Origin of the sequence: Microvirga sp. GCM10011540, from assembly GCF_042650665.1 — a bacterium.
Classification (GTDB): domain Bacteria; phylum Pseudomonadota; class Alphaproteobacteria; order Rhizobiales; family Beijerinckiaceae; genus Microvirga; species Microvirga lenta.
In genome coordinates this window covers 22,051-32,915 of record NZ_JBHSBQ010000123.1, presented here as the reverse complement: position 1 = coordinate 32,915, position 10,865 = coordinate 22,051, and the positions used below count along the sequence as shown (strand labels likewise).

The following is a 10,865-nucleotide window of genomic DNA, read 5'->3' as shown; positions in this document are numbered from 1 at the left end:
ATCAGAGGCTCGGGCTGCTGACCTGCCGCGGTGGCTGACCTGGTACAATCAGCAGCGCCCGCATGGTAGTCTCAGCCGACGAACACCGGCTCAGGCCCTCGCCGGAACAACCTGATCAGAACTCACATCTAGCCGGCGATTGATGGCGGGTTGCCGACCTTTGTCTCCTCCCTGTCTGGACAGTGGGACAATCCCGTCGCGTCGCAGGAAATTGCCCGGGTGGGATAGATGTCGCTCCAGTCTGCCCCTGTGGGTGCCTTACGTCGTCACCTTAGCGCGTTTGGGTGGACAGCAATTGCGGCTAGCGGGCAAGCCTCCCAGAGAACCGACTAATGTTCAGATATGGCACACCTGCCACGCCAGCCCGAGGGCAGCAATCCTCACGTAACCAGACAGTCCGAAAAGTGAATGGACTTCACTGCCTGACCCCAAGCAGATATTCAGCATGTCTGCCAGAAGTGCAGAGGAAGCAGGTTCTTCACGGACATGCTAGTCAGGAGCCGTCCCAGGGCCTAGCAAGCTGTAGGCGATGCAGCGAAAATTTCTCCTAGAGTGTCGCCAAAGCTCTGATCCGAGAACGGTTTTGACAGGATGCGACTTCCTTCAAACCGCGGAGGGAGAGCTTTCTTGTCATAGCCTGTTACAAAAATGAACGGGATACCGCGGGAGCGCAGAATATCCGCAATCGGATAAACAGCCGTGCCGCCGATGCTGATGTCGAGAACGGCGAGGTCGAAGTCCGCCCGGCGAGCCAAAAACATGGCATCATCGATTTTGACAGCCGGGCCGATGACGGCGTGCCCTAGGTCGAGGACCATGTCCTCGATCAGCATCGAAATCATGACCTCATCCTCGACGAGGAGAATGCGGTGGCCGGGTGTGTTCTGAGGCATTTTAGACCTCTGGCTTCGTTAATGGCAGTCGTCTCGCTCTCACCGGCGCAGGGTGACATGGTTCGGCGGTGAGTACGGGGCACACATACGGAGAAGTCCTGCCGCCGCCGACAGCGGCAGGACGCATCGCTCGGTTACTGGCGTGCGGCTTGGATCTGCCGCGCCATCTCGATGAGGGTCGCCAGCGACTGCTCGTCGACCTCGATCTTGAGCTTCTCGTTCAGCATCTCGACTGCCCTCCCTGGCACTCCAGTCTTCGACAGGTTTGCCAGTGTCTCAGCGGCTTTTGTGTAGTCACCCTCAAGCAAGGCTACCTCATAGGCGGCAATCTGACCGACGACAGAATTAGCAGACGCCTTCTGCCGGGCCGTCGCCGAGGCATTGACGGCGTTCAGGCGGCCAAGTTTGGCCGTGTCCAGGCCAATGCTCTTTGCGCGGGCCGCGGCTTGCTTGGCCTCGGACGAGATCTCGTCCTCGGAAACAACGGCGTTCTCCGATTCGCGGCTCTGAGCCCTTGCGGCTGTGTCGCGCCCAAATCTAGCCGCCTCTTCAGCGGTTGCCCGCCCAAAGCTGGACGCCTGTTCGGCTGTCGTGCGTCCATAGTCTGAGGCGCTGTCAGTACCAGAGCCACGGCCGTTCCTTCCGCCAAGGCCACCTTCGCCAGTGAAGCCGCCGTCTCCGCCCCGACCGCTGCCGCCGCCCGGACCGCCGCTGCCACCGTGGCCGCCGCCACGACTATCCCCGCCACCGGGACCGCCGCTTCCGCCCGGGTTACCCTCGCCCCCGCGGCCGCCACCGCCGCCATGGCCGTCCCCTCCACCGGGACCACCACCGCCATTGCCATTGCCGTTGCCGTTGCCGTTGCCACGGGCTTCGGCCCGGGACAGGTCAATCGTGAGCGAGGTCACGTCGATGGACAGCGGCTGGAAGCCAGCCGCAAGGCCTAAGACGAGAGCCGACGCAGACAAAGCAATACGTAATTTCATAGGGCTTTCCTCTTCCAACAGTTAGCTCAGAACTGATTGCGAGCTCGGACTCAAGAATATTGTGAGAAATTTTCCCACGTCAAGATTTTTGTGGGATTGCTTCCCACGCGCTTTCCGCTTAGGTAGAGGAATGCCCGGTGATGACCTCAGATCCCTTGAACCAGCCAAGCTGCAGGCGCCGGTGGCACGCCTGCTGCGTCCCCTTGTGCGGCTGCTGATCCGGAGCGGGATCACGTTCCCCATGCTGACGGAGCTTCTGCGAGAGCTTTACGTGAACGTCGCCGAGTATGATTTCGCTCTGCGGGGCAAGGAGCAGACGGACAGCCGCGTCAGTCTTCTCACAGGCATCCACCGCAAGGAGGTGCGCCGGCTGCGCGGGGCGGGTGCGCCCGTCAATGTGGTGCCTGCAACCGTATCGCAGACCAGCCGCATTCTGGCGCGCTGGCTCGCTGACCCGGAATTCACCGATGGCGGTGGACATCCCCTACCGCTCCCCCGGACCGGGGAGCCGTCACAGCCGTCGTTCGAGCGCCTCGTCGCATCGGTTACTCGGGATGTACGTCCCCGCGCAGTGCTGGACGAGTGGCTCGACCGCAAGCTTGTCGTCATTGATGATCAGGATCGGGCGGTTTTGGCTGAAGCGGCTTATGTGCCCAGGGGCGGGGATGATCAGCAGCTCTACTATCTCGGCCGCAACCTGCACGACCACATCGCTGCCGCTGTTGCGAACGTAGAGACCCAATCACCGCAATTCCTTGAGCGCGCCGTTCACTACGATGGCCTGACCAAGGAATTGGCCGAGCAGCTCCAGCAGCGCTCCCGCGAGGTTGCGATGCAAGCGCTCCAGAAGCTGAATCGCGAGGCGCATGCCGCCAGTGACGGAGTTCCGCTGGGGCGGTGGCGCTGGAACTTCGGCGTGTACGTCTATTCCGAAGAGATTACGCCGCCCGCGTCTGCCGGCGAGTCCACCAAGAGCAACGACGGGGAAACTGGAACGTGAGGGACTGCGCCGCTTCGACCGCACGAATGGCTGCTCGCTGGCTGGCTGCGCTGGCACTGCTCCTGCTTCCGCTGGAGGTGGCACGAAGCCAGGACCCGCAGGACCGCGGGATCGGTGGCACTGGAGTGGTGTCGGACGATCTGGACGGCGACCGGGGCATCGGCGGCACTGGTGTTATGGGCACGATCCGCGGGTTCGGCAGCATCATTGTCAACGGGTTGCGGGTAACCTACGCGCCGAACGTGCCGGTCCGGATCGATGGGCAGCCCAGGACGGTTTCCGATCTGAAGATCGGCCAAGTCGCGCGGGTAATTGCCGAGGAACGAAACGGCGTTCTGGCGACAGGGCAGATCGATGTGGTCAGTGAGGTGGTCGGCCCGATCGAGGCGGTAAGTGGTGAAATGCTCCGGGTGCTTGGCCAAGCTGTATCCGTCGAGAGACTCAACGGCATGGGGCAATGGCGGCGCGGGGAGCGGATCGCCGTGTTCGGCCTACGGCGGCCGGACGGAGTCATTGTCGCAAGCCTGATCGAACGGAGGGGCGGAGGAACCGACAAGGTCGCCGGCAGGGTTGTGAGGCTGCGTGACGGCAGTCTCAGAGTCGGATGGTTGAGGCTCTCCGGTGCAAGCTCCGCGCTCGCCGGCAGCCGGGTCGTTCTCGAGGGCAGGTACAACCGGGGCACTCTCGAAGTCACCCGGGCTGTCAGGGAACGCAATCTTCTGGGGCGCCAGGTCAGTCGCTATTCCATCGAGGCATATGTCGAACGGACGCGAAACGGGCTGCGCCTTGGTTCGGGTCTTGAGGTGGCCGGACGGGTTTCCGGAGCACTGCCGGCGGGGTCATACGCTCTGGCGGTGGTCACCGCTGTGTCCGATCGAAGGGGGCAGTTGGGCCTGGAGGGAGTCTCGCTCGAGAGCGGTCCGGTTCGGTCGGGGACGTCCATCCAAGGTCCTGACATGCGCAACTCCTCCGGCACGTCCGCAGGCGGCCAGGGGCGCAAGGCCTCACCGGCTGATCGGGGCTCCGTTCAGTCCCCTCATAACGACTCCCAACCCGGCACGGCTCGCGGGCGCAGTGACGGCGGTGAGCCTTCCGGCAATGCTGGCGGCTCGCGAGGTGGTTCCGGCGCAGGAGGAGGAAGCGGCGGCGGTGGCTCTTCCACGGGGAATGGCGGCGGCCACAGCGAAGGCGGAAATGGCGGGAGCGGCGGCAATGGTGGCGGAAACGCTGGTGGCCACGGTGACGGCAGCAGTTCCGGAGGAAACGGCGGTGGCAATGCTGGTGGCAACGGCGGTGGTGGTAACGCCGGCGGCAACGGTAGCGGTGGAGGAAGGCGATGACGGCCCGCCCTTTCTGGAAATCCATGGATTTCCGTTTCGTAGCCTATCATTACAGTTGCGCTCTTCGCTTGCGATGTGAGGCTTGCGCCATGGCCTGATGCGCTCGCCGCCAGGCGGATCAGGCGATCACGAAAGCAGGTTTGAGTCGTCGCTGACACAAGCATATGGCGACGCGGCGGATTTCGTGGATAGACCAGCATACCAACGCTGCAGCCTGGCTTCGTCGCGACTTTTTTGGGTGAGGTGAGGCTGTTGGCGCGCTCGCGCACCACCGCCAGCATGGCAAAGGCCAGCATCACTGAGCGTTCCGAACAAGAATTCCATGAGGAACTCGCCCTAGAGATCGAGCGCATGGAGGACGAGCCAACCCTCTACGCCAATAATCTCCGCGTTTTGCGTCGGATTACCCTGACGGGATGGAGGGATGCGATCGCCACCATGGCTCGGGCCGGAGTCAACCATTGAGACGACCCCGATCCGTGGAAGGACCATCCAATCATTCATCGGATTATGAGCCAGGATGACTATACCCTGATGCACTTTGGGGCAGACTATCGGTATTTCATTCGGGACGCACTTGAGGCACTCCCAGACGCGACCGAGATCATCCTAGACCTCACAGACGTCACGCACGCCGGTTATTATGACGAGGAACAGTCGGTCGCGTCGGATGCCCGGGAGGTCGTGCTTGCTGCCCATCCCGTCGTCGAGCCCATCGTTATCCTGACCGAAGGAAGCAGCGATACACGGATCATCAAGTCCTCGCTCGATGTCATGTACCCGCACCTGGCGGAGCTCTATACATTTCTCGACTTCGAGGAGGTGCGGACAGAAGGAGGTGCCGAGCATCTCTGCAAGATTGTCCGCGCCTTCGCTGGGGCTCGCCTCCGTACCCGGATGGTAGGTCTGTTTGACCACGAAACGGCCGTGCACGCTGCTTTAGCCTCCCTCAATAACATCACTTTGCCGTCGAATATCCGCTTACTGACTTTGCCGGATGCCGAGGTAGCGCTGGACTACCCGACGGTCGGTCCACAGGGCCTGCAGAGGATGGACGTCAATGGAATGGCAGGCGGGATTGAGATTTATCTCGGACCCAGTGCTCTCCACGACGGATCGGGAGAATTCCGGCCTGTCCGATGGACCGGCTACAACCGAAAACTCAACCGCTATCAGGGTGAGGTCGAGGGCAAGCGGGAAATCGTTGAGACCTATATCGAGCACCTTGTCAGGAGCGCTTCACCCGAAGAGGCGAGGGCACGGTTTCCGGATATGGATAGATTGCTGAGGCAGATCTTTGCGGTGTTCACTCGCGATTGAACGCAACTGCCGAGGGCTCTGACCAGCGGCGTTATCGAGCCTGAGAGATCGTATAAGGGCATGCCTTGGCCTACATTAGCTGCATAAAAGGTGATGGGTGATGACGATGGATGAGGCGACGCTCCGGATCCTCGCGGTAGCCGAAGAGATGGCAGGCGATAAGCAGCGGGCCGCGATCTGGTTTGAGCAGCAGCCAATTCCAAGCTGGGGCGGAAAGACAGCCTATGAGCTCGTCCAAGAGGGCAAGGCGGATAAGGTCTTGGACTATCTGGAAGCGGTAAAACGCTGCGTCTATGCATGAGCCCCGAACAATGACCCGAGACCCAAAAGCTCAAGTGCAAGGCCGTTCAGGGGCTGGCGAGCGGTCAGGAGACGAGTTGAACACGCCGCCAGAAACACTGGCGCTGTTGAAAATCCTGGAGCTGGGCAATCAGGACGTGGAGAAGGGAAAGACGAAGCCTGCGGCTGATATCATCGCCCGCCTTCGGGCCAAGCGGACTGGAGAATGAGCCGGGATGATCAGAAGCCGATCGTTCGGCTCAACATCCGCCAGCGGGAAGCGCTAGAGCTCCTGGCGCCGGCCGGCACAAGGGCGGCCAAGGAGGACATAGCCGGAGCAATGTCCGCTTCTCCTTGTGGGCAGTTGCTCACCAAATGAGACATGGGCATAACCTGCGACAACGCCGGAGACCTGCTACCACTGCCGGGAGAATTCCCCGACCAGATGGCTCCAGTCGTTCGGCTATAACCCTCGCACTGCGCTATCGGTCGTCATTGGTCGACATAGCGGCGTATCATCCTGATCTCGGCGTAGAGGGCGGTGGAACGCGCCTCTGCGCCCAATCGCCCAAATTCGGCGGCGGCCTCCACACGCGCGTTCATCTCGCCCAGCATCAGGGCATTCACATCTTCTTGGGTGAGTACCCGGCGCTCACCTTCAGCTGACCCATCGCTAAAGGCATGACGGTCGACCGAGGAACGTTCCTGTCGGAGCGGTGCAGCTTCGGCATTGTCGAGAGCGGCGACCAGTTCCCGAAGCAACGCTATCTCGCCTCTGTCGCCCCTCTTTATCGCGATGCGTAGGTCACGGCGAAGCTGGGCCTTCATTGCCTTGCTCGCGCTCTCAGCCATAGAAACTACAAGTCCGTTCATATTACCTATTGCTCCTTAAAACTACCTATTATAGGGCTATTTGGGAAGTTTGAGGGTCCTTTTGCATGTCGAACATGCTGGTGACGGTCGAACAAGCCGCTGAAGAGCTGAAACTGCATCCCAAAACCGTCCTCCGGTACATCCGTGAAGGTCGCCTAGAAGCCACGCGGATCGGCAAGGCTTATCGTATCGACCGCTCAAAACTGGACGCTTTCGCTGGCTTGGCGAGCGGGCGCACACAACCTCCTCGCGATGTCCGCGCGACCGTAGTTGTCGAGATTCCGGCCTTACCTACCGAAGCGGCCGAGCGCATAACGACCTTCCTCGGCGCCGCGGCCCTGGGAGGCGACACCAGTACCCGACCGCTTCACTTCAACACGGCCTTCGATCCGATCAGCGGTGATCTAAAGATCGTTCTCATCGCCGCTCCGTCCGACGCCGCAAGACTGCTCGAGCTGATCGAGCTTCAGCTTGGGCTGTCCCGATGAGTGATCCCGTCTTTCGCAGCGATGCCGACGCGGTGGAGGTCATACGGCAGTATCGCGCCGTGCTCGACCGCTGGCCGGTGCCGAGGCGAGAAATTGAACTGCCGACTTCACAAGGCGCGACATTCGTACTCGCCTGCGGTCCCGAGACCGCGCCGCCGGTGGTGGTGCTGCATGGCGCTCAGGCGAACAGCGCCGCTTGGCTGCCGGATATCGCACTCTGGTCTAGCCGCTTCCGGCTTTATGCGGTCGATGTGATCGGCGAGGCGGGCCTCAGCGCCCGAGTGAGGCCGCCGCTCGCCGGTGACACCTACGCAATATGGCTTGATGATGTCTTCACTGGGCTTGGACTTGCCCGTGCAGCGCTGATCGGCACATCACTCGGCGGCTGGCTAGCGCTCGACTATGCCATGCGGCGGCCGGCACGAGCTTCCGCGCTGGCGCTGATCTGCCCTGCGGGGATCGGGAGGCAGAAGAACTTTCTCTTTGCCGCCGCACCCTACTTGCTGCTGGGGGCCTGGGGGAAGCGCAAGATTGTTGAAAAGGTGTTCGGGCCGGCACCGGAACGTTTACCGGCTGATCTTGAAGTGATCTCCGGCCTTATGGATAGTATCGGCCGCGCGATCAAGCCACGCGCCATCAAAATTCCGCAGTTCAGCGACGCAGCGCTGGAAGCCCTTGCAATGCCGCTCCTCGCCATAATTGGAGGTCGCGACGCGCTCATCGACTCTTATGACACGCGCGCTCGGCTCAAACGGCATGTTCCGCACGCCCAAATCTGTTTCATTGAGGAAGGTTATCACTTCCTGCCTGATCAATCGCAGCGAGTGTTCGACTTTCTGGTCTGCAGCTAGGGAGTGTAAGGTCTTGAAGCCATTGCATCTTGGAGCGTTTTGCTCGTCCTTTTTTGAGGAGGAGCCATGCTGCCGGACACGCAATGGGCCATGCTGGAGCCGCTGGTGGAACAATATCATCCGAAGGGCAAGACAGCCCCGAAAGATCTGCGTCGGACGTTCGAGGCAATCCTCTGGCGGCATCAGAACGGCGCCAAGTGGCGGGCCGTCCCCGCTGAGTTGGGTCCGTGGTGGCGAGCCGCCCAGACTTTCATCCGCTGGGCTCGCCTAGGTGTCTGGGAGCGCCTGCTCCATCTGGTGCAAGTACGTGGCATCCAGCTCGGCATGACGTTCCTCGACGGCACCAGCGTGCGCGCACATCAGAAGGCCGCCGGGGCGCGTCAAAGGGGCTCTCAAGCTCAACGAGATGATCGTGAAGCACTTGGCCGCTCGCGTGGCGGCTATGGCACCAAGGATTGTGTGATCGCCGACGGTCTCGGACGCGCCATCGCCTTTCGGCTCGCGCCCGGTCAAGCACACGAGCTGCCGCAAGCCGTTCTGTTGCTCGACAGCCTGCCCGGCGTGCCAACCTGGATTGTGGCTGATCGCGGCTACACCAGCCATGCCTTTCGCGAGCACATCTGGAGCATCGGTGCGAAGCCGGCGATCCCGCCGCTGCGCCACGAGGCGCCAGTCGCTTGCCCAGATTGAATTTACAATAACCGCAATGTCGTCGAGCGGCTCTGGGCCAGGCTCAAGGAGTGGCGAGCTGTTGCAACCCGCTACGAGAAAACCGCCTTGTCCTTTATGGGGCCAGCGCAAGAACTGATGGGGTAGACGCCCCCAACGGCCTCGCTGTGCCAAAGTGGAGGTGCTCATGAGCACCATTTGAGGGAGGCGTCTATGGGAGAGGTTAGCACAATCGGTTTGGACCTGGCGAAGAACGTGTTCCGGGTTCACGGCGCCGATGCATCCGGATCGGTCCTGTTCCGCAGGAAGCTGCAGCGGCACCAGGTTCTCACCTTCTTTGCCGGCCAGCCGCCTTGCACTGTGGCCATGGAGGCCTGCGGCAGCTCCCACTATTGGGCCCGCGAGATTGGCCGGCTCGGGCATGCCGTTCGGTATCGTCAGGTTGACTCCTGAGTGATGGGATGCCGGGATAGACGAGGCATGACCTCGAAACGTCCCCCTTGTTATGCCCGCCATCGCTTCCCGGCTGAGGTGATCAGCCATGCCGTGCGGCTCTACTTCCGGTTTCCCTTGAGCCTGCGCATGGTCGAGGAGATGCTCGCGGCCCGAGGCCTCCTGATCAGTCATGAGACGGTGCGGCAATGGGCGCTGAAATTCGGCCAGAGCTTTGCCAACCAGATCCGCAGGCGTCTTTCGGCGCCAGGAGACAAGTGGCACCTCGACGAGGTCGTGATCAGCATTGCAGGCCGGAAGCATTGGCTCTGGCGCGCGGTCGACCAGCACGGCGTCGTGCTCGACATCCTGGTTCAAAGTCGCCGGAATGCAAAGGCCGCCAAGCGGATTATCATGCCGAGCGTGGAGCATCGGCAGCACAAAGGCTTAAACAATCGCGCGGAAAACAGCCATCAGCCGACTCGAAGACGCGAACGCGTCATGAAGTGCTTCAGATCGGCCGGGCAGGCCCAGCGCTTCCTCTCAGTCCACGATCAGGTTGGAAATCTCTTCCGCCGCCCTGCAAACACCAAGGCCGCTGATCATCGCCAGACTCGTGCTAGGGCCTTTCAGGTCTGGGCTGAGGTGACCGGTATCGCGAGTGCCGCCTGATCAAGACCTACACCCAGGATAGATGTGTCCATCTCCAATAACTTGACGGTGCTCTCAGGCGATATGCTCCCAAACATCATCTTGCGGCTCGTATCCGATGAGTTGCCGGGTGGTTTTGATGTCCCACGGCATGTTCCGGTTGGCCGACATGCCGTTGACCACGATGCCGGGCTGCGGCCAGGTTTTCTCCTCCGCGAGAAGCGCCCGCTCGATCAATGCCACGAAGTCCCGGTTTGAGAGCCACATGTTGCGAAACCACCGCAGGTCGCGTTCGGTGTCAGGACCTGTATTTTCCTCCGCGCCGGGCAGGCCAGATGTGTTGATCGTCTCCGGCCTGTTCTCCCCCGGCTGGCACCAGCCGATCCGAACGCACACGCTGGTCAGGGCGCCTCCCGAGCGATGCGCCTCGGCGAGACAGGCTCTCTCACCCATCATTTTCGACGCTGCGTAGGCAAAGCCCTGCACCATCTCACGGCCGTTGAACCAGCGCGTTCCCGGACCTGGCGGCGAGGCAGTCGTCAGAGCACCTGCGGTCAGACCATCGGCCAAGGGCGGGTCCTTGTATTGGCCCATCACGTGGTTGGACGAGGCGAACACGACGCGGTGGGTGCTCGCCTGAGCGGCGGCTGCCAAAATGTTGAGCGTCATGTCGAAGGACGCACTGGCGTCACTCCAGGAGGCATCAGGGTAAGGATTCTGGGCTGCGAAGTGAACCACGGCATCAATCCCGGCCAAGGCGCCGCGAAGGCTTGGGCCCGTGGGCGTTGCGAGATCACCCTCAACCCATTGTACCTTGGTCGGGCCGACGCTGCCCGTTGCAGGAAGCGTCAGGTCGAGCGCCACGACGCGCTCGCACCACTCCCGCCTGAGGAGGTCAGTGATCAGCTTCCGGCCAAGGTTGCCGCCGGCACCGGTGACGAGAACGGAACGGATAGGGGCTGTCATGCTCATGGCCGCGAGAATGCTCCGGAAATGCTGGTCATCGGTAGTATAGTCATTAGACCACTTTCGGACTTGTCATACCAGATGGCAGCGTCCACACTGTTCCTGTCTCGCCCAGTC

At 61.6% G+C, this 10,865-nt stretch carries 14 protein-coding genes and 2 pseudogenes; 12 read left to right on the top strand and 4 right to left on the bottom strand.

Features of this window, described 5'->3' with window-relative positions:
* The first annotated feature begins 22 nt into the window (after positions 1–22).
* Positions 23–115, top strand: coding sequence for an integrase core domain-containing protein (locus ACFOYU_RS18020; RefSeq protein ID WP_377034378.1), 93 nt, complete (start codon positions 23–25; stop codon positions 113–115).
* Positions 116–512: 397 nt separating this feature from the next.
* Here ACFOYU_RS18020 and ACFOYU_RS18015 read toward each other — a convergent pair whose 3' ends face one another.
* Both ACFOYU_RS18015 and ACFOYU_RS18010 read right to left on the bottom strand, forming a co-directional pair.
* On the bottom strand, positions 513–893 hold the full coding sequence (locus tag ACFOYU_RS18015; RefSeq protein WP_377034667.1) for a response regulator: 381 nt from the start codon (positions 891–893) through the stop codon (positions 513–515).
* A gap of 134 nt (positions 894–1,027) precedes the next feature.
* Positions 1,028–1,897: a hypothetical protein gene (locus tag ACFOYU_RS18010; protein ID WP_377034666.1), complete on the bottom strand. Its 870-nt coding sequence runs from the start codon at positions 1,895–1,897 to the stop codon at positions 1,028–1,030.
* A 112-nt stretch (positions 1,898–2,009) separates the two neighbouring features.
* On the opposite strand from ACFOYU_RS18010, the gene ACFOYU_RS18005 reads away from it, so the two are divergent.
* The 6 genes from ACFOYU_RS18005 to ACFOYU_RS17980 all read left to right on the top strand — a co-directional run bounded on the left by ACFOYU_RS18005 (position 2,010) and on the right by ACFOYU_RS17980 (position 6,048).
* The gene (locus ACFOYU_RS18005; RefSeq protein ID WP_377034665.1) at positions 2,010–2,879 is read left to right on the top strand and encodes a DUF6502 family protein; all 870 of its coding nucleotides are present in this window, start codon (positions 2,010–2,012) and stop codon (positions 2,877–2,879) included.
* 26 nt (positions 2,880–2,905) lie between these two features.
* Positions 2,906–4,219 carry a hypothetical protein gene (locus ACFOYU_RS18000; protein ID WP_377034664.1) on the top strand — a complete coding sequence of 438 codons (1,314 nt, stop codon included), beginning with the start codon at positions 2,906–2,908 and terminating at the stop codon, positions 4,217–4,219.
* Between the two features lie 252 nt (positions 4,220–4,471).
* A complete protein-coding gene (locus ACFOYU_RS17995; RefSeq protein ID WP_377034663.1) occupies positions 4,472–4,684 on the top strand; it encodes a hypothetical protein in 213 nt (70 codons plus the stop codon).
* Positions 4,685–4,729: 45 nt separating this feature from the next.
* Positions 4,730–5,539: a hypothetical protein gene (locus ACFOYU_RS17990; protein ID WP_377034662.1), complete on the top strand. Its 810-nt coding sequence runs from the start codon at positions 4,730–4,732 to the stop codon at positions 5,537–5,539.
* 100 nt (positions 5,540–5,639) lie between these two features.
* The gene (locus ACFOYU_RS17985; RefSeq protein ID WP_377034661.1) at positions 5,640–5,840 is read left to right on the top strand and encodes an MbcA/ParS/Xre antitoxin family protein; all 201 of its coding nucleotides are present in this window, start codon (positions 5,640–5,642) and stop codon (positions 5,838–5,840) included.
* Positions 5,841–5,916: 76 nt separating this feature from the next.
* Complete coding sequence (locus ACFOYU_RS17980; RefSeq protein WP_377034660.1) at positions 5,917–6,048, top strand: hypothetical protein; 132 nt, start codon at positions 5,917–5,919, stop codon at positions 6,046–6,048.
* Between the two features lie 262 nt (positions 6,049–6,310).
* On the opposite strand, the gene ACFOYU_RS17975 is transcribed toward ACFOYU_RS17980, so the two are convergent.
* Positions 6,311–6,691, bottom strand: coding sequence for a hypothetical protein (locus tag ACFOYU_RS17975; protein ID WP_377034659.1), 381 nt, complete (start codon positions 6,689–6,691; stop codon positions 6,311–6,313).
* Between the two features lie 65 nt (positions 6,692–6,756).
* On the opposite strand from ACFOYU_RS17975, the gene ACFOYU_RS17970 reads away from it, so the two are divergent.
* The 5 genes and pseudogenes from ACFOYU_RS17970 (at position 6,757) to ACFOYU_RS17950 (ending at position 9,803) form a co-directional block, all read left to right on the top strand.
* The gene (locus ACFOYU_RS17970) at positions 6,757–7,179 is read left to right on the top strand and encodes a helix-turn-helix domain-containing protein (protein ID WP_377034658.1); all 423 of its coding nucleotides are present in this window, start codon (positions 6,757–6,759) and stop codon (positions 7,177–7,179) included.
* Entirely contained in the window at positions 7,176–8,030 is an 855-nt protein-coding gene (locus ACFOYU_RS17965; protein ID WP_377034657.1) for an alpha/beta fold hydrolase, read from the top strand. The genes ACFOYU_RS17970 and ACFOYU_RS17965 overlap by 4 nt, the downstream gene beginning before the upstream one ends.
* 66 nt (positions 8,031–8,096) lie before the next feature.
* A pseudogene (locus ACFOYU_RS17960) lies at positions 8,097–8,846 on the top strand (IS5 family transposase).
* A 66-nt stretch (positions 8,847–8,912) separates the two neighbouring features.
* Positions 8,913–9,131 (top strand): annotated as a pseudogene (locus ACFOYU_RS17955) (IS110 family transposase); the annotation flags it as partial.
* A gap of 48 nt (positions 9,132–9,179) precedes the next feature.
* Positions 9,180–9,803, top strand: coding sequence for an IS6 family transposase (locus ACFOYU_RS17950; protein WP_377034656.1), 624 nt, complete (start codon positions 9,180–9,182; stop codon positions 9,801–9,803).
* 54 nt (positions 9,804–9,857) lie between these two features.
* Here the strand turns inward: ACFOYU_RS17950 and ACFOYU_RS17945 are convergent, their stop codons facing one another.
* Positions 9,858–10,754 carry an NAD-dependent epimerase/dehydratase family protein gene (locus tag ACFOYU_RS17945; protein WP_377034655.1) on the bottom strand — a complete coding sequence of 299 codons (897 nt, stop codon included), beginning with the start codon at positions 10,752–10,754 and terminating at the stop codon, positions 9,858–9,860.
* Between the last annotated feature and the right edge of the window lie 111 nt (positions 10,755–10,865).